16 protein-coding genes are annotated in these 18,688 nt (G+C 60.0%); 9 read left to right on the top strand and 7 right to left on the bottom strand.

Annotated features, from left to right (window positions below):
- Nucleotides 1-8 precede the first annotated feature (8 nt).
- Nucleotides 9-1,463 carry a TrkH family potassium uptake protein gene (locus AD668_RS07530; RefSeq protein ID WP_053156464.1) on the top strand — a complete coding sequence of 485 codons (1,455 nt, stop codon included), beginning with the start codon at nt 9-11 and terminating at the stop codon, nt 1,461-1,463.
- Here the strand turns inward: AD668_RS07530 and AD668_RS07525 are convergent.
- Complete coding sequence (locus AD668_RS07525) at nt 1,420-2,481, bottom strand: AraC family transcriptional regulator (RefSeq protein WP_082344434.1); 1,062 nt, start codon at nt 2,479-2,481, stop codon at nt 1,420-1,422. The two genes, AD668_RS07530 and AD668_RS07525, sit on opposite strands and share 44 nt — an antisense overlap.
- Nucleotides 2,482-2,643: 162 nt before the next feature.
- On the opposite strand from AD668_RS07525, the gene AD668_RS07520 reads away from it, so the two are divergent.
- Together AD668_RS07520 and AD668_RS07515 are read left to right on the top strand one after the other, a co-directional pair.
- Nucleotides 2,644-2,955 carry a DUF962 domain-containing protein gene (locus AD668_RS07520; RefSeq protein WP_053156458.1) on the top strand — a complete coding sequence of 104 codons (312 nt, stop codon included), beginning with the start codon at nt 2,644-2,646 and terminating at the stop codon, nt 2,953-2,955.
- A 24-nt stretch (nt 2,956-2,979) separates the two neighbouring features.
- Nucleotides 2,980-3,570, top strand: a complete 591-nt coding sequence (locus AD668_RS07515) for an HD domain-containing protein (protein WP_053156456.1) — start codon at nt 2,980-2,982, stop codon at nt 3,568-3,570.
- Between the two features lie 75 nt (nt 3,571-3,645).
- On the opposite strand, the gene AD668_RS07510 is transcribed toward AD668_RS07515, so the two are convergent.
- On the bottom strand, nt 3,646-4,461 hold the full coding sequence (locus AD668_RS07510) for a UDP-2,3-diacylglucosamine diphosphatase (protein WP_053156453.1): 816 nt from the start codon (nt 4,459-4,461) through the stop codon (nt 3,646-3,648).
- 134 nt (nt 4,462-4,595) lie between these two features.
- Between AD668_RS07510 and AD668_RS07505 the strand changes: the two genes are divergently transcribed.
- Nucleotides 4,596-5,360, top strand: coding sequence for an AraC family transcriptional regulator (locus AD668_RS07505; protein WP_053156451.1), 765 nt, complete (start codon nt 4,596-4,598; stop codon nt 5,358-5,360).
- A gap of 159 nt (nt 5,361-5,519) precedes the next feature.
- A complete protein-coding gene (locus tag AD668_RS07500; RefSeq protein WP_053156448.1) occupies nt 5,520-6,413 on the top strand; it encodes a DMT family transporter in 894 nt (297 codons plus the stop codon).
- Here the strand turns inward: AD668_RS07500 and AD668_RS07495 are convergent.
- The 4 genes from AD668_RS07495 to recQ all read right to left on the bottom strand — a co-directional run bounded on the left by AD668_RS07495 (nt 6,407) and on the right by recQ (nt 10,816).
- Nucleotides 6,407-6,694, bottom strand: a complete 288-nt coding sequence (locus AD668_RS07495; RefSeq protein WP_053156445.1) for a SelT/SelW/SelH family protein — start codon at nt 6,692-6,694, stop codon at nt 6,407-6,409. The two genes, AD668_RS07500 and AD668_RS07495, sit on opposite strands and share 7 nt — an antisense overlap.
- Nucleotides 6,695-6,727: 33 nt before the next feature.
- A complete protein-coding gene (locus tag AD668_RS07490; RefSeq protein WP_156322315.1) occupies nt 6,728-8,008 on the bottom strand; it encodes a FimV family protein in 1,281 nt (426 codons plus the stop codon).
- A gap of 127 nt (nt 8,009-8,135) precedes the next feature.
- A complete protein-coding gene (locus AD668_RS07485; RefSeq protein ID WP_053156439.1) occupies nt 8,136-8,570 on the bottom strand; it encodes a MarR family transcriptional regulator in 435 nt (144 codons plus the stop codon).
- Between the two features lie 119 nt (nt 8,571-8,689).
- Complete coding sequence (gene recQ, locus AD668_RS07480; RefSeq protein ID WP_053156436.1) at nt 8,690-10,816, bottom strand: DNA helicase RecQ; 2,127 nt, start codon at nt 10,814-10,816, stop codon at nt 8,690-8,692.
- Nucleotides 10,817-11,180: 364 nt separating this feature from the next.
- Between recQ and AD668_RS07475 the strand changes: the two genes are divergently transcribed.
- The 4 genes from AD668_RS07475 to lapD all read left to right on the top strand — a co-directional run bounded on the left by AD668_RS07475 (nt 11,181) and on the right by lapD (nt 14,948).
- A complete protein-coding gene (locus AD668_RS07475; protein ID WP_053156432.1) occupies nt 11,181-11,768 on the top strand; it encodes a YecA family protein in 588 nt (195 codons plus the stop codon).
- Between the two features lie 10 nt (nt 11,769-11,778).
- Entirely contained in the window at nt 11,779-12,174 is a 396-nt protein-coding gene (locus tag AD668_RS07470) for a YbaN family protein (protein ID WP_053156429.1), read from the top strand.
- A gap of 102 nt (nt 12,175-12,276) precedes the next feature.
- Nucleotides 12,277-12,984: a cysteine protease LapG gene (gene lapG / locus AD668_RS07465; protein WP_053156426.1), complete on the top strand. Its 708-nt coding sequence runs from the start codon at nt 12,277-12,279 to the stop codon at nt 12,982-12,984.
- 23 nt (nt 12,985-13,007) lie between these two features.
- The gene (gene lapD / locus AD668_RS07460) at nt 13,008-14,948 is read left to right on the top strand and encodes a cyclic di-GMP receptor LapD (protein WP_053156422.1); all 1,941 of its coding nucleotides are present in this window, start codon (nt 13,008-13,010) and stop codon (nt 14,946-14,948) included.
- Nucleotides 14,949-15,068: 120 nt separating this feature from the next.
- Here the strand turns inward: lapD and AD668_RS07455 are convergent.
- Nucleotides 15,069-18,688: S-layer family protein (locus AD668_RS07455; RefSeq protein WP_156322314.1), on the bottom strand; the 3,620-nt coding region annotated here is incomplete at its 5' end.

Below are 18,688 nucleotides of genomic sequence, written 5' to 3'. Positions count from 1 at the left end.
CGGACCTCATGGCGTTGCCGACCTTACGGATCATTGGTTTCATCATCGGCATCTTCCTGATTACGCTGGCAATCGCCATGGTCGTACCCATGGCCACGCTGGTCATCTTTGATCGCACCAGCGACCTGCCCTCGTTTCTCTGGGCCAGCATGATCACCTTTGTCGCCGGTTTGGCGCTGGTGATTCCGGGGCGCCCCGAACACATACATTTACGCCCGCGCGACATGTACCTGCTGACCGTGAGCAGTTGGCTGGTGGTGTGCATCTTTGCTGCGCTGCCGTTTCTATTGACTCAGCACATCAGCTACACCGACTCCTTCTTTGAAAGCATGTCCGGCATTACCGCCACCGGTGCGACCGTGCTCAACGGCCTGGACACCATGTCCCCCGGCATCCTGATGTGGCGCTCGTTGCTGCACTGGATCGGCGGCATCGGCTTTATCGGCATGGCGGTCGCGATTCTGCCGCTGTTGCGTATCGGTGGCATGCGGCTGTTCCAGACCGAATCGTCGGACCGTTCGGAAAAAGTCATGCCCCGTTCGCACATGGTGGCGCGCCTGATCGTGGCAGCCTATGTCGGCATTACCATTTTCGGCAGCCTGGCGTTCTGGTGGGCCGGGATGAGCCCGTTCGATGCGATCAACCACGCGATGTCGGCGATTTCCACCGGCGGTTTCTCCACCTCCGACCAGTCTTTGGCCAAGTGGCCGGAGCCTGCGGTGCATTGGGTGGCGATCGTCATCATGATTCTCGGTGCCCTGCCGTTCACCCTGTACGTCGCCATGTTGCGGGGCAACCGTCGGGCTCTGATCAAGGACCAACAGGTGCAGGGTTTGCTCGGTATGTTGCTGGTGACCTGGCTGGTGCTCGGCACCTGGTACTGGTGGACCACCCAGATGCATTGGCTGGACGCGCTGCGGCATGTGGCGCTGAACGTGACGTCAGTCGTAACCACGACCGGCTTTGCGCTGGGGGACTACAGCCTGTGGGGTAATTTCTCGTTGATGCTGTTCTTTTATCTAGGCTTTGTCGGCGGTTGCTCGGGATCGACCGCTGGCGGGATCAAGATTTTCCGCTTCCAGGTCGCCTATATCCTGCTCAAGGCCAACCTTAACCAGCTGATTCACCCGAGGGCGGTGATCAAGCAAAAGTACAACGGCCACCGGCTCGATGAAGAGATCGTGCGGTCGATCCTGACCTTTTCGTTCTTTTTCGCCATCACCATCTGCGTGATCGCACTGCTGCTGTCGCTGCTCGGCGTGGACTGGATGACCGCTTTGACCGGCGCGGCCAGCACCGTATCCGGCGTCGGCCCGGGCTTGGGCGAAACCATCGGCCCGGCAGGCAACTTCGCCACCCTGCCGGACGCCGCCAAATGGATTCTCTCGTTCGGCATGCTGCTGGGCCGACTGGAGATCATTACTGTGTTTGTGCTGTGTATTCCGGCATTTTGGCGTCATTGATCGCCGCAGGTGCCTGCAATAGCCGCATCCGGTACTCGCCGGGCGTGGCGTCGAACCAGCGGCGGAAGGCGCGGAAGAAATTGCTCGGATCGGCGAAACCCAGCAGATAGGCAATTTCCAGCAAGGTCATGTTCGGTTGCGCCAGATACTGCTCGGCCAATTCGCGTCGGGTATCGTCGAGCAACACCTGGAAGCTCGTGCCCTCTTCCTGCAAACGACGCTGCAAGGTTCGCTGGGACAAATGCAGCGTCTGCGCCACGGCGTCGCGCTTGGGTTCCCCTTGAGGCAACAGACGACACAACACCTGCCGCGCCTTGTGGGTCACGCGGGTTTCCGAGAAGCGCGCCAGGTATTCACCGGCAAAACGGTCATGCAGTAACGCCATGGCCTCGTTGGCCGTCGGTAACGGTGCTTCCATGTCCGAACGCTCGAAGATCAGCGCATCGTACGGTGCGTTGAACACCAGAGGCGCATGAAAGGCCTGCTTGTAAGGTTCCAGATTGGCCGGTTGATCACCCTGAACCAACACTTTGCGCGGCTGCAATGTCCGCCCCGTTAGCCAGCCGCACAGGGCCAGCGCGCAGGCCAGCGAAGCTTCTGCACTTTGTCGGGTAGGCGGTAGATGATCACCATGCACCGTCAGAATCAGCGCGTAGCCATCATCAAGCAGTTTGAAACTCAGGTCGGCACTTTCGGCGATAATGCGCTGAAAACGCACCAGACGCCGGAAGCCCTCGGCCAGGGTCTGACTGGACATCAAGGCGTAGCCTGCCACGTGGAATTGCGCAGGCCGCACCACCTTGCCCATGTTCAGGCCGATCGCCGGGTTACCCGACAAATCGACCGCGCGCTGCCACAGCCGCGTCATGGAATCCTGCGGGAAGCGCGCATCCGGATCATCCAGTGCCGCGTAGTCGAGCCCTAGCTGCTTGAACAAAACCCGACAATCCAGGCCGTCCATTTCCAGTGCTTTGACAATTCCCATCGCCCAGCTTGCAGAAGTCGTTCGTTCGCTCATGGCGTTTTCTGTCTTGGTGAGCCGTCTCGTCGCGGCTGATTTCCGAAAGGATACTAAAGTGGCGCCTATTGTCACTGGCTGATACCAATGATCACTCTAGACTCAAATAAGCTACCCGCAGAACAAGTTGCCGTCAGAACAATAACCACAGAGATCGCAGTCGTGGATAACATCAAGCGTTTCAACAGCTTCGCTGAGTTCTATCCGTACTACCTCAGCGAACACAGCGACAGTACTTGTCGACGATTGCATTTTATCGGCACAACCCTGGTCATTTTCATTCTGGCGCTGACCATCGGTCGTGGTGCGTGGATGCTGTTGTGGGCCCTGCCGCTGGCGGGTTACAGCTTCGCCTGGGTCGGGCACTTTTTCTTCGAGAAGAACCGCCCGGCCACCTTTCAACATCCCCTCTATAGCCTGCTCGGTGACTTCGTGATGTACCGGGACATGATTCTGGGGCGCGTTCCGTTCTAGTCATACGCCGCGGGAGACCTGCCGATGAATGCCAATGCCCGTTTCACCCACATGAAGGATGGCACGGAGGAAGACTGGGCGATCATCGCGGAAGACTTCAGTGCTTACGCCCGACAATTGCCGACCCGGATTGTGGCGCACCTGAAGTTGCTGGAGGGTGACTTTGGCGGGTTCCCGGTGGATCGCCTCACACACTCCCTGCAAACCGCCACCCGCGCCTGGCGCGATGGCCGCGACGAAGAGTACGTGGTTTGCGCCCTTCTTCACGATATCGGCGACACCCTGGGTTCCTTTAACCACCCGGACATTGCTGCGGCGATCCTCAAGCCATTCGTCAGCGCCGAAAACTTGTGGATGGTGGAGAAACACGGGATTTTCCAGGGTTACTATTTCTTCCATCACCTGGGCATGGACCGGCACCTACGCGAGCAATTCAAGGACCATCCGCAATATCAGGCGACGGCCGAATTCTGCGCAAAGTACGATGCCGCGGCGTTTGATCCAGAATACGATACGCTGCCGCTGAGCTTCTTCGAGCCGATGATGGAGCGGTTGTTTGCGCAGCCGAAGAATTCCATCTACAAGGCTGCGATGGAAGAACAATCGCCAGCCTGAAGTTAAAAGATCGCAGCCTGCGGCAGCTTCTACAATCACGACTCTCTGTAGGAGTTGCCGCAGGCTGCGATCTTTTCAAGCCAGTTCTTCGACTTTCGAAGCCTTCAACTGCACCTCCCGCACCTGGGCATCGGCCAACCGATACAACTCGATCGTGCCATCCCAGTGCTCGATCAACGCCGTGCACGATTCCACCCAATCCCCGCAATTGAGGTAATCCACCCCGCCCACCTTGCGGATCTCCGCATGGTGAATGTGCCCACACACCACGCCATGCAGTTCGCGTTTGACGCACTCATGGGCGATGGCTTCTTCGAAGTCGCTGATAAAACTGACCGCGGTTTTGACCTTGTGCTTGAGGTACGCCGACAGCGACCAGTAACCGTAGCCATAATGCGCCCGCCAGTGGTTTAGCCAGCGATTGAGGGTCAGGGTGAACTCGTAGGCCCAGTCGCCGAGGAACGCCAGCCAGCGGTGGTAACGGGTGATCACATCGAACTGGTCGCCGTGAATCACCAGCAGATGCCGGCCATCGGCGGTGACATGCACGGCCTCGTCGACCAGCTGGATATTGCCCAGTATCAGCTTCGAATAACGGCGCAGGAATTCGTCGTGGTTGCCGGTGACATAAATCACCTCGGTGCCGCGCTTGCTCATGGTCAGCAAGCGTCGGATCACATTGGTGTGCGCCTGGGGCCAGTACATGCCACCGCGCAGTTTCCAGCCATCGATGATGTCGCCGACCAGGTAAACCTTGTCCGCGTGGTAGCCCTTGAGAAATTGCGAAAGGTGTTCAGCCTGACAATCCCGCGTACCCAGATGCACGTCGGAAATCCACAAAGTCCGCACGCGTTGCTTACGGGTGGGTTTGGCGAGCTCGGCGCTGGTCATGGGCAACCCTCTGGCAATTTTTGGCCAGTCTGCGCCGGAGCGGTTAATGGTCCATGACAGCGCCAAGTCAGTCCTGTGACGGCGTTTGCATGCTCACTCGGTGTAGACTGGCGGCCTGACCCGGGAGAACTGCGATGAGACCGATCCTCACGCTACGCCAGTACAGCCACGACCTGATCGTTCACAGCCACGAACACGCGCAACTGGTGTTCGGGCTGTCGGGCGCGCTGGATTTCGAGGTCGGCGGCCATGGCAGTCAGGTGGTTCAGCAGAGCTTCGTGGTGATACCGTCCGGCGCCCATCATGCTTGCGGTAGCGCCAATGGCAGCCGTTGCCTGGTGTTGGACGTGCCCAGCGAGCAATGGGTGGCGCAGTCGCTGGGTGATCACGCCGATTCGAGCCGACGCCTGCTCGACAATGCCGGTCGGCTGGCACTGGATGCCGGGCAAAGCCAATTGGTGCATTGGCTGGCGAACAGCCCGGTCGATGATCCGCTGATTGCGCAACAGGGCGCGGTCTTGCTGCTGGCCAGTCTCAACAAGGTCGGGCCTGAAGCCATCGGCGGTCGGCGCCTGCCCTACGCCGCGCTGAATGCGCACATCGATCAGTACGCAGCCTATCCTTTGCAAGTCGCCGACCTGGCGCGTGTGGCCGGGCTGTCCAATGCTCGCTTGCACGCGCGATTCGTGGCCGAATGCGGGCAGACACCGATGGACTACATTCGCAGCCGCCGCCTGCACATCGCCGTGGACTTACTGCGCACCTCAGCGCTGCCCATTGGCGAAATTGCCTGTCGGGTCGGGTATAGCTCGCAGAGTGCGTTTGCGGCGGCGGTGCTACGGGAGTTCGGCGCCTCGCCCGGGAAACTGCGGCGCGAGGCTGGCGACAAAAAACGCTAGTTTGCCGACAGACACCACGGGGCCGCACGGTTCAATGTAGGAGCTGCCGGAGGCTCGGTCCGCGCTCGGGCGATCTTTTGACGTTGTTTTTTTCAAGATCAAGATCAAAAAATCGCAACCTCCGTCAGCGCCTACATGATTTTACTGTTAAGGATTGCAATGACTCCCCGTACCGCCCTTGGCGCCCTGCATATTGGTGCACTGATGTTTGGCCTGACCGGCGTGTTCGGCAAACTCGCTGCCGCTTCACCGGCGATCATCGTTTTTGGTCGTGCTGCATTCGCCGTATTGGCCCTGGCATTTTTTGCCCGGTTTGCCAGCCAGACACGCTGGCAAAAACTCGAAGCCGTGGACTGGCGCCGCCTGTTGCTCAGCGGTCTGTTGCTGGCCGGGCACTGGGTGAGTTTCTTCATTGCGGTGAAAGTTGCGGGCGTTGCAATCGCAACATTGGGTTTTGCCAGTTTCCCGGCGTTTACCGTAATTCTCGAAGGACTGATTTTCCGCGAGCGCATCCGTGCCAATGAAATCCTGCTGGTGGTGCTTGTCAGCATTGGCCTGGTGCTGGTCACGCCGGACTTCGATCTGGCCAGCGGCGCCACCACGGGCCTGCTTTGGGCGGTGGCTTCCGGCTTGCTCTTCTCACTGCTGTCGCTGACCAACCGCGCCAGCTCCGGGCGAGTACCGCCCGTGCAAGCCGCCTTGTGTCAGAACGTGGTGGTTGCCCTGTGCCTGCTACCAGTGGCAGCACCGCAATTGAGCGAAGTGCGTGCCCTCGACTGGCTGTGGATCGGTCTGCTCGGCGTATTCTGCACCGGTGTCGCCCACAGCCTGTTTGTCGCCAGTCTCGCCGTGATCAAGGCTCGCACCGCCGCCGTGGTGTTTGCCCTGGAGCCGGTTTACGGCATTACCGTGGCGTGGCTGTTGTTCGATGAAAACCCGACCCTGCGCATGCTGCTCGGCGGTGGTTTGATTATCGTGGCGATCGTAGTGTCCAGCAGGCTCTCAAGTGGCTCCCCCAACCAAGCCACTGCCACTCAGGCTTCGTCTCACTGAGTCCGGTCGCTGTGCCCCAGGTCGCGGTCCGGATCGATCTGATCACGGACCCGCTGCTTGAGGACCTTGGCTTCAGGAAAACCACCGTCCGCCTTACGCTCCCAGATCTGCACATCGCCGCAGAAAATATGAAAGACCCCGCCCGTGCCCGGCACCAGGGAGACTTTGCCCAAATCATCACCAAAGGTACTGAGCAGTTCCTGGGCCAGCCATGCCGCGCGCAACAGCCATTGGCATTGGGTGCAATAGGTGATGATGATTTCCGGTTTGCTGGTGGTCATGACGAGGCGAAACTCCAGGATCTGAGGACGCCGTCATGATAGCCCGGCTTGCTGGTTCCGGGCTGTACGCTTGGGGTCGTCCCGTGGCTGCGAATCAGGCTCCAATACCCATTCCATTGTTGCTTCGATCTCGTTCAAGGCGGCAGGCCTGGCACTTTCATACGGATTGATCAGCTCCCAACTTGAGTTCATGGACAGGTCCTCAGGCTCAAGCCGGTATGGTTCCTCAGGCACATCTTCGGGCGGGGCCGCAGAGGCCATCGTTGTATCAACGACGGGAGCGAAATACGCGAGCTGCGGATAACGCGCAGGGGCGTCCTGAAGCATGTGCTCCTGATCCACTGGAATCTCGCCATGCTGCGCGCAAGCCGATTGCATCGCGCGATCGGCCCCCCGCAGATCAACCATCGACTCAGCTTCTGATGGCTGCTCGGTCGAGGGCTCGGATCGAGATAAACGACGCTGACGAAGCAACAACCAGCCCAGTACCAGCAACACCGCCAGCAGTGGCAACCTGGCAGCCTGCAACCAGTCAGTGTCGGATTCTTCAACAACTTCCAAAGCGGGGGAAACCGGCTCAGCCTGCGCACTCTTGAGCGCCACCAGCCGGGACTGCAGCTGCGCCAGCTGTTTTTGCTGAACCGAAATCTCCTTGTCCTGGCCCCGAAGCTTTGCATTGAGCTCATCGACAGTGATTTGCAGCTGACGGTTTTGCAGGATACTGGCCGCTAATTGCTCGGCAGCGGGGACTGTGTCGGGTGCTGAAGCTGATTGAACGGACTCGGATTTCAGCGACGGCTGGACTGGCGCCGGCGGAGCCACGACGGCCGGTTGCACGCTGGGGAAGGCAGAGGAAGGACTGAAAACCGGCTCATCCGTCGCGGGCACAATCTCCGGTGAACCCGGCGGATCGATCAACAGCGTGTACTCGCGCACCAATCGGCCATTGGTCTGATTGACCTGCACGAGGAAGTTCAGGAACGGCTCATTCACCGGTTTGCTGGACGTCACCTGGATCAGCCTGCGATTGCCCCGCAAGACCGGAGTGAATGTCAGGTTGTCGAGAAACACTGCCCGATCGACCCCTGCGCGCCTGAACTCGTCGGCCGTCGCCAGCGTGGCCGAAAGCTCGCCCTCTTCAAGCCCGGCGACATCCACGAGCGTAATCTCGGCACGCAATGGTTGATTCAACGCCGAATGAAGGGCGATATCACCCAAGCCCAACGCGGGCGCCAACGCCGGGTAAGTGACAGCGGCGAGAGCAAGCATTACTCGGGAACAACTGCATAAAACCAATCGCCAGCGCTTGAGCATGAGCATCCTTTGGAAAACGAGAACCGACCCGCACGTATTCGCACATCCGGTACGAACACGATATTGCCAAGTAGTTCTTATAGTCCGCGTGACGCTGCTTCTCTCAAGCCTGACGGTCAGTTATGCCTCAAGATTTTTCAAGGTTGGCCAGTATGTGGCCGTGAACCCGCATGCACACCTTGAGATCCGCTTCTTCCACGCCTTCGAACAATTCGTGACGAAGCTGATTGGCGATGGTTTCAATTTGTTCGATCAGGGGACGCGCCGGCGCGCAGAGGACGATTTTTTTTGCCCGACGATCTTCCAGAACCGCCTGCCGTTGCACCAGTCCCTGCCCTTCGAGGCTATCGAGCAACCGGGCCAGAGTCGGTCCTTCGACACCGACACTTTGCGCCAGCTCACGTTGGGTCGGTGCGTCGTTGAAACGGGCCAGATGCAGCAGCACCAGCCAACGCGCCTGGGACAGCCCCAGGCCAGCCAGGCGACGGTCCAGTTCGGCACGCCAGCCGCGAGACATCTGGGCCAGTTGCATACCAAATCGGTGGGGTTCGGTTAACGGCATAAAAGACTCATGATCAGACTAAAATAGAGAAATACTAATTATTAGTCAGCTAAGCATGAGCCTTGGCACGAAGCAAGGCTTGATCGTTAGTGAATCGTTACATCAGCTGTACTAATCACTCAAATTTCGAATTCAGACTGCAAGGCTGCACGAACGCAATACAAAACCCCTTCCGGCACCCTGCCGGCAAACAGCGCCGCAATCTCGGAAACCGGCGGCAACTCGCCCTCGCCATCAAGGAAAGCGTCCTGGACTTCACCCATGAGGTCTTCAGGCAGATCCAGCGCCTGCTCCAGCGACAACTGCTGCTTGCCGATCGCTTCGGCCAGCATGGTGTAGACGTTCTTCTCCGAGCACTGCAACTGACCGGCAATCTGCAACGGCGTCATGCCGGCCCGGGCCAGTGTGATCAGTTCGTGGCGCACGTCGGCCACGACCTTCGGGGCCTCGACCTGACCACCGAGGACTTCGAGGAAGGCCTCGCCATAGCGTTCCAGTTTGCGCGCGCCAACGCCGCTGACCGTGGCCATTTCTGCCAGGGAAGTCGGCTGGCTGCGCAGCATTTCCAGCAGGGTCGAGTCAGGGAAGATGACGTACGGCGGTACGCCATGCTCCTCGGCGAGTTTGCGACGCAAGGCACGCAAGGCCTCCCATTGCTCGCGTTCCTCCCCACGGACCAGTTGACTGGCCTGGCTCTTGCTGCTTTTAGCGGTGGTTTGCACCTTGAGGTCGCGACGCAATTCCAGGGTCACTTCGCCCTTGAGTAGCGGCCGACAGGTATCGCTCAAGCGCAGGCCGCCATACCCTTCATGGTCGACGTCAGCCAGACCGCGCGCCACCAACTGTCGGAACAACGAGCGCCATTCGCTCTCGGCCCTCGCCTTGCCGACCCCGAACACCGACAGGTGCTGATGACCGAAGCTGCGGACCTTCTCGTTGTCCTTGCCCAACAACACGTCCACCAGATGCCCGACGCCATAGCGCTGGCCGGTGCGGTAAATCGCCGAGAGCGCCTGACGCGCCGGCTCGGTGGCGTCCCAGGTCTGCACGCCATCGACACAGTTATCGCAGTGACCGCAAGGTTCGGGCATGTCCTCGTCGAAGTAGGCCAGCAAGGTCTGGCGGCGGCAGCGGGTTTCCTCGCACAGCGACAGCATCGCGTCGAGCTTGTGCTGCTCCAGGCGCTTGTGACGCTCGTCGCCTTCGGAGTTCTGCAACATCTGTTTGAGCATCACCACGTCTTGCAGGCCGTAGGCCATCCACGCGTCCGCCGGCAAGCCGTCACGGCCGCCGCGACCGGTTTCCTGGTAATAGGCCTCAAGGGATTTCGGCAAATCGAGGTGCGCGACAAACCGCACGTTGGGTTTATCGATGCCCATGCCGAACGCGACGGTGGCGACCATGATCAGGCCTTCCTCGTTGAGGAAGCGCTTCTGGTGATAGGCGCGCAAATCGTTCGGCAGGCCGGCGTGGTACGGCAGCGCCGGAAAGCCTTGTTCGCTGAGGAAAGCTGCGACTTCCTCGACCTTTTTCCGAGACAGGCAGTAAACGATGCCCGCATCGCTGCGCCGTTCGGCGAGGAACGCCAGCAACTGCTTGCGCGGCTGTTCCTTGGGCACGATGCGATAGAAAATATTGGGGCGGTCGAAACTCGAAAGAAAGCGCTCGGCATCCTGCAAATGCAGACGGGTGACGATTTCTTCCCGGGTGCGCTTGTCGGCAGTGGCGGTCAGGGCGATGCGCGGTACGTCGGGGAATATTTCCGCCAACTGGCCCAATTGCAGGTATTCCGGGCGGAAGTCGTGACCCCATTGCGATACGCAGTGGGCTTCGTCGATGGCGAACAAGGCGATGTTCAGCCCTTGCAGGAACGACAACATGCGCGGCTGGACCAGGCGTTCGGGGGCGAGGTAGAGCATTTTCACCTCACCGCGCTTGATGCGGGCCGCGAGGTCGCGCTGCTGCTCGGCGCTGAGCGTGGAGTTCAATGCCGCAGCAGCTACACCCAGCTCTTCGAGAGTGGCAACCTGATCGTCCATCAACGCAATCAGCGGCGACACCACCACCGCCAGGCCTTCTCGCAGCAGCGCCGGGACCTGGAAGCACAGGGACTTGCCGCCACCGGTAGGCATCAAAACCAGGGCATCGCCGCCGCTGGCCACGCGCTCAATGATTGCACCCTGGCGGCCACGGAAACTGTCGTAGCCGAAGATGTCCTTGAGGACGCGTTGAGCCTGTTCGAGCATAAAAACTCCAAAAATCACCGAAACATCCCTGCAAGGCTGGTTCAGAACCCGCAACGCTGCACCAAAAAAGAGTAAGGGCGCGTTGCATGACGCTTCACATCTGAGCCATGACGCCAGCAGGGCATCACAAAACGCGCGAGTATACCCGAGCGCTGTCCGGCAAAGGGTGCCGCTGATAAGTCAAACCTGATCCGGCAGGAGCTGGCGAAGGCTGCAATCTTTTGATTTTGTTTTTCAAGATCAAAAGATCGCAGCCTTCGGCAGCTCCTACATTAATAGGGAGGCAAATATGCCGCGCGGCTGGCCCAAGCGCTCAAGAAGGCCTAGAATTCCCGCATCGAACATTCCCCAAGGTAGTCCTTTAATGTCCTTCGCTGAGCAACTAACCCGCCTGCAAGTCTTCCTCGACGCCGACGAACTGCATGACGAGGCGCTGGACTACGTGGCCGCACACGGCTATCTCACCGCGCTTTCGATCTGTTCCGAAGACGTTCCTGATCGCGAATGGATCGATGCGCTCTTCGCCGAAGAGCCGCATTACAGCAGCGAAGCTCAACGCGAAGAGATCGAAGCCACCCTGATCGGCCTCAAGGCCCACATCGCCCGTCAACTGGCCTCCGATGAAGAGTTCGAGTTGCCATGCGACCTGGACCTGGGCGAAGAGCCGGATGATTCCGACCTGCGCGGCTGGTGCATCGGTTTCATGGAAGGCGTGTTCCTGCGCGAAGCAGCCTGGTTCGAGAGCGCCGAAGAAGAAGTCAGCGAAATGCTGCTGCCGATCATGGTCGGCTCGGGCCTGTTCGACGAACAGCCAGAGTTCGAAGACATCGCCAAGGATGCCAACCTGATGGACGACATGATCGTGCAGATCCCGGAAGCCCTGACTGCGCTGTACCTGCTGTGCAACGCACCAGACGAAAAACCGGCGATCCTCAAGCCACGCCACCATTAAGGTCCTGCCTATGGACAACCCCATAGGCAACCGCCCCCTGATGTTGCGCTACGTGCTGCTGGCCATCGGCTGGCTGAGCGTAGCGTTGGGGGTGATTGGTATTTTCCTGCCCGTACTGCCCACCACCCCCTTCCTGTTGCTCGCGGCCGCCTGTTTCGCCCGCAGTTCACCGCGTTTCTATCATTGGCTGGTGGAACATCCGCGGCTCGGGCCATGGATTCGCGACTACCTCGACGGCAACGGTATTCCGCTCAAGGGCAAGGTCTACGCCATCGGCCTGATGTGGGTGAGCATTCTGTTTTCCTGCTATCTGGTGCCGATGCCATGGGCGCGGGGGTTTATGCTGACCAGTGCACTGTTGGTGACGATTTATATCTTGCGGCAGAAGACTTTGCGCAAGTCCTGAGTTTCTGGGTCGATGTTCACACGCACACCCATTACTCAACAGACCGAGCGCTAGCTACAAACTCCACCTAGACTTCACCAATCTGCATTTGAGCAGCCCGACATGCCCCGCAGTCCGCGTAGTCAAGGATGGCCAGCGCTCCGACTCCGGTTCGGCGGGTGGCTGCTGCTGGCCAGTTGCTTTTTCACTGCCCTGCAAACTGTCCAGGCCGACTGGGATTTCGCGCAAATCCTGCGTTCCGTCGAAAAACGCTACGGCCCTCTCGGCCCCGCCCGTGGTCGGATCGAGGCGTGGGGCCAAATGCTCCAAGGCGAACGAGGCGCACCTGAGCGCGAGCAACTGACTGCGGTCAATCGTTTCTTCAATCAGCAGTTGACCTTTCAAGACGACACGCGCATCTGGCATCAGACCGACTACTGGGCCACCCCCGTCGAAGCCCTGAACAAGGGTGCTGCCGACTGCGAGGACTATGCCCTGGCCAAATATTTCAGCCTGCGCCAACTCGGCGTCCCCAGCGAAAAACTGCGCATTACTTATGTCAAAGCCTTGAACCAGAACCAGGCACACATGGTGCTGACCTATTACAGCAGCCCGACGTCCGAACCGCTGGTGCTGGACAACCTGATCGGCGAAATCCGCCCCGCCTCCCAGCGCAAAGACCTGTTGCCGGTATATGCCTTCAACGCCGAAGGCCTGTACCTGCCGGGCAAGAACGGCGGCCAGCGCAGCAGCGATTCGAAAAAACTGTCGCGCTGGCAGGACGTGCTGAAAAAGATGCAGGCCGAAGGGTTCGATGTCGGCGATGGCTAGCCGCAACAGCAAGGAGCAATTTCATGACATTGCGCAAACAGTTGTTTCTGGCCATCTGCCTGTTCCTGCTGGTGGCGTTCAGTGGCAGTTTTTTTGTCAGCCTGGAAACCTCGCGTGAGCAGACGCTCAGCCAGCTGCGCGCCCACGCTCAGGATGCGGCCACTGCCCTGGGGTTGTCCCTGACGACGCAAATCGATGACCCGGCAATGGTCGAGCTGATGGTCAGCTCGATTTTCGACAGCGGTTATTTCAGCACCATCCGCATTGTCGACATCAAGAATGACCAAGCGTTGGTGGAGCGCAGCACGTCCACGCCAATCGACGGTGTTCCGCGCTGGTTCGTCAGGCTGGTCCATCTGCGCCCCGAAGGTGGCGATGCGCTGATCATGCGCGGCTGGGAACAAGTGGCGCGGGTTGAAGTCCTGAGCAATCCGCAGTTTGCCCTGGCCAAACTTTGGGACAGCACCCTCGGCAGCCTGATCTGGTTGCTGTTGTGCGGATTGCTCAGTGCCGTGTTCGGAGGATGGCTGTTGCGCCGGCAGCTGCGGCCGCTCGACAATATGGTCAAGCAAGCCGAAGCCATCAGCAAACGCGAATTTCTCAGCCTGCCGAAGCTGCCCCGCACGCCGGAATTGAAACGGGTGGTGTTGGCCATGAACCAGATGGTCGAAAAGCTCAAGGCCCTGTTCACCGAAGAGGCTGCGCGCAGTGAAAAACTTCAGGCCCAAGCGTATCTGGATAGCCTGACGGGGCTGGCAAACCGGCGTTTGCTCGATGAACAACTGGCAGTTCGCTTGCTGCCGGGCGAACAAAGTCGCGACGGTCATTTGCTGATGTTGCGCATCAACGATTTGGTCGGACTCAACCAACGCCTTGGCGGTCAGCGCACCGATGCACTGATCGGTGCCGTCGCTGAGTTGCTCACCCGTTTGACGCAATTACCGGAACGGCGGACCTGGCTGGCAGCACGCAATCGCGGAGGTGAATTCAGCCTGTTGGCCCCCGGGCTGAACAACGACGAGGCCGCACACCTCGCCGCTGAGGTCAGCGCCTCCCTGGAAAACCTGCGCCTGACCGCTGCCAGTGACTGCACGCCCGTCGCCCATCTGGGCATCGTCACCTACCGGCCCGGCGAGCCGGCGAGTGACGTATGGCTACGGCTTGATCAGGCATTGACCGAAGCACGGCAGCACCCCGAACGACCCTGGATACATCTGAGCCGGGGCGACTCGGCGATCAATCACACTCAACACGACTGGCGCACCTGGATCGACGACGCGCTGACACACGGTAAGTTAAAGCTGTACTTCCAACCGGTCGTGCAATGCGCCGACACCAGCCAGGTATTGCATCACAAAGTGCTGGCGCGCTTGCTCGACCCACAGGGGGAGGCGATTGCGGCCGGGCATTTCCTGCCGTGGATCGAACGCTTCGGCTGGTCGGCAAGGTTCGACATGGCGATGCTCGAAGCTACGCTGGATTACCTGGTGATCAACCGCTGGCCGCTGGCATTGAGCCTGTCCGGGAGCACCCTGAGTGATCAGACACAGTTCAGGGAAATCCTCGACCTGCTCGATTCCCTCCCCGAGCTTGCACCGCTGCTGACCCTGGAAATCGACGAGCGCCAACTGCCCTCCCCCGAACAACTGGAGAGTCTGAGCCATAGCCTGCTCAAAACCGGTTACCGCCTCGGCCTGCAGCATTTTGGCGGCCGCTTCAGCCAGATCGGCAATCTCACCCAGTTGGGACTGGCCTATCTGAAAATCGACGGCACCTATGTTCGCAGCATCGACGAGCAACCGGACAAACGCCTGTTCATCGACGCCATGTTCCGCGCAACCAACAGCATTGATCTGCCGTTGATTGCCGAAATGGTCGAGACCAGTGGGGAACTGGCGGTAATCAAGGAATTGGGTGTGTTCGGCGCCATGGGACGACTGATAGGGCCACCCGAACCCATGTGATCGAAAGTAGGTGACCCTATAGGGTGGCGAGCCTGCTCGCGAAAGCGGTTTCACATTCAACACTGTCGTTGATTGAACCACCGCCATCACGAGCAGGCTCGCTCCCCCCGGAATCTCGGATTACACGGTATCGACCTTCAAAGAATGATCGTTGAGCATGCCGGTGATGATGGTCGCCGTGTCAGGCCCGGCTACCAGTCCGCCGGCACCCGGCGTCACCCCGTAGTGGCTGGCCAGGTCCACGCCCGCGAGGTCGATGGTCTGGTTTGGCGCAGCGCCGGCCATGGCGCTGACGTCGATGCTGGTCAGGACCGAGGCACCACTGCCGGTGACGGTGAAGTGCAGGTAGTCGTCGAGCGACGCCGTGGTGCCGTTTTCACCTTGCAGCAGTTGCGACAGGTCGAGCTTGTCGGTACCGGGGGTGAAGTCCGTGATCAGGTCGTGACCGCTGTTGCCCTTGAGCCATTGGAAGGTGTCGGCGCCGCTGCCGCCGGTGAGGGTGTTGGTGCCCAGGCCGCCGATCAGGAAGTCGTCTCCACCCTCGCCCCTGAGTATGTCGTTGCCCAGGCCGCCAGTGATGATATTGCTGTTGTTGTCGCCGGTCAGGGTGTCGTTGAAGTTCGAACCGGCGAGGTTTTCGATACCGCTCAGGGTGTCCGAACCCGCGCCAACGGTGTTCTGCGCGCCGGTCAAACCAAGATTGACGGTGACCCCGGCAGTGGCGTGGGCGTAGCTCGCAGTGTCGATGCCGGTGCCGCCGTCGAGCAGGTCGTTGCCCGTGCCGCTGTAGAGCAAGTCGTTGCCAGCTTCGCCGTGCATCTCGTTATTGCCTGAGCCTGCGGTGAGCACGTCGTTGCCGTCGCCGGCATTAAGGATATTGTCGCCAGTCCCGGCTACCAACGTGTCGTGCCCGATTGTGCCAGTGAGGGTGTGGCCGTCCTGATAGCTGATGTTCACGTTGGCCGTGTCGCTACCGCCGTGGTTGTCGCTGGCGCTGTAGGTGCCTTGGTAGTCCGGGGTGCTGTCATGGCCTCCGGCGTAGTTGAGGGTCATGGTCAGCTGGTAGTTCTCGGAGCCATTGCCGCCGCTACCGCCGTTGGGAATGTTGACGATGTGGATCTGGTAAGCCCCGCCTGAAGTCGCCGTAATGGTCTCGCCATCAGCGACAGACGTATAGGCCCCGCCATTGACCGAGTACTCCATCGTGATATGACCGCTGGCCAGGTTGTGGTCCAGGTTCAGGGTTTCGCCCTGCTTGAGGTTGACGGTGATACGGTCCTCGTCATTGGTGCTGTTGCTGCTGACCGACCCCAGCGTTCCACTGACCACCAGCATGGCGGTCATGGCCGCGGTATTGGCGACGAAGGCGCTGCGATCGATCGTGACGGCCCGGACATTGCCGCCGGTAAAGCTGAAGTTCGAGTTGGTCCCGGTAAAGTCCGCACCCTTCGATACCCAGCCGGTGTTGAACGAGATTGGACCTGCCGAGAGTTGATCGTCGTTGGAATCGGTGTCGTTGGCCAACAACAACTCGCCCGGTACCACGATAGTGCCCGACAGCACGTTGGTGATGATGTGGTCATCCACCGCGACCGGCGCCGCGTTCGGAATGACTTTGACCGTCAGCGTTGAGCTGGCCAGGTCGCCGTCATTGTCGCTGGCGGTGAAGCCGATGTTTTCAGTGATGACCGTTGAAGTGGTTTTCTGCGAGGTGTAGCTGTACTCACCAGTATCGAGGTTTACCACCAGGGTGCCGCCATTGCTGGTGGCAATACTGATGCTGTTGTTCACCGTGTTGAACGTGCCGTGGTTGGTGACGCTACTGGCGGTCAGCGAACCCTGATTGTTGTTGCCTTTAGGGTCATAGGTGTAGGTGATGCCGTCCACCACGACGGATTTGATGAAGCCGCCGTCGGCGCCAAAAGTGCCGCCCTCCATCAGCGTGCCGGTGACTGGCGCACCGATCACGGTGCCCGAGAGCACTGAGTTGAGCTGATTGAGATCGGTCACCAGGACCGCGTTGGTATCGGTATGGGAACTGCCGTCATACGCCAGCGGATCGAGGTTGGCGTTACTCACACCGCTGCCCAGTCCGATCGCATAGTTCTTGATGTTGTTGGCCTCGAGGAAGGCTTTGAGTGCAGCTTCATCCGCCGCGCCAATGTCACCTTCGTTGGGTTTGCCATCGGAAAAGAAGTAGCCGATGTTTTGTGCCCCGGTCAACTTGCCGGAGGTGGCGAACGCAGTTTTCATGGTCGCCACAGCAGCATCGTAGTTGGTGCCGCCGCCCGCGCTGAGGCCGGCAAGCAGGGTCTTCGCTGTCGCCACATCGACCCACACCGAGGTCCTGTCGGTCGCATTGCTGCTGAAGGTGACGAGCTGTACTTTGACGTCGCCCAGATCGTCGTACTTGTCCAGCAAGGCACTGATTGCCTGCTTGGCCAATGCCAGACGCGACAGGCCTTGCACACCGGAGTTGTCGACCATGCTGCCGGAGATGTCGAGCACGATCAGCAGGTTCGAATCGATTTCCACCGCCGCCACGGAGCGTTCTGCCGCCGCCGCCTTGGGCACGTCATCGACGATGTTGACCACGATGGTGCTGGTGGTGCTGTTTCCACCTGCATCGGTGGCTTTGTAGGTGAAAGTTTCGCTCAGGGTGTTAGGACCATCGTTGGCGCCCGGTGCGGTTTTCGGTGCCGAGGTCAGTGTGTAGGTATAGGTGCCGTCCGAGTTGAGCACGATTTGCCCGTAAGCCCCGGTGCCGCTGCCGACCAGCGTATAAGTGATGGCGCCCGCAGCTCCGGTGACCGAACCGACCAGAGTGCCCGATCCGGTTTCCCCGGTATTGCCCGGATCGCTTCCGACGACAGAGCCCGCCGCCAGATCCTGGCCGTCCTTGGTCAGGTCGAGGGCTTTTTCGTAGACCGTGACGTCGGTGTCGCTGAGCGCTTTGATGTTGCTGTTGCAGACATCAATGGTGATGGTGGTGGTGCTCAGATCGCCATCACCATCGCGCACGGTGTAGGTAAAGGTGTCGGTAGCGCCCGCAGCGCCGACCGAGTTCGGATTACTGTGATAGACCGCGTTGCCGTTGGCATCGAGGGTCAGGTAACCGTAGTTGCCGTCGATCTGGCTGTTGAGCCCGCCCACGGCCGCCGTCGAGGTATTGCTGCCGAAGCGCACGCCGATCACCGCGCCCAGACCATCTGCACCGCCGGTGTCGTTATCCAGCACATTGCCGCTGACGGTACCGCCCTCCACCACCGAGTCCACGTCCGGTCTGGCGGTGGGCACGTCGTCGACGATGTTGACCACGATGGTGCTGGTGACGATGTTGCCCAGCGAGTCGGTGGCCTGATAGGTGAAGGTTTCGTGGGTGACGTTCGGCCCGTCATTGGCGTTCGGCGTGGTGCTCGACGGGGACGTCAGGGTGTAGGTGTAAGTGCCGTTGGAGCTGAGCACGATTTGCCCATGAGCCCCGGCGCCGCTGCCGACCAGCGCGTAGGTGAGTGCGCCCACGGCGCCACTGACCGAGCCGACCAACGTGCCGCTGGCGGTTTCCCCGGTGTTGCCCGGCTGACTGCCGACGACCGTACCGGCGGCCAGGTCCTGGCCATCCTTGACCAGGTCGAGGGCTTTTTCGTAGACCGTGACGTCGGTGTCGCTGAGCGCTTTCAGGCAACTGTTGTACACGTCGATGGTGATGGTGGTGGTGCTTTCATCGCCGTCGGCATCGC

This window comes from Pseudomonas sp. P1.8 (assembly GCF_001269805.1).
GTDB lineage: Bacteria > Pseudomonadota > Gammaproteobacteria > Pseudomonadales > Pseudomonadaceae > Aquipseudomonas.
This window is presented reverse-complemented; position numbering and strand designations above follow the sequence as displayed.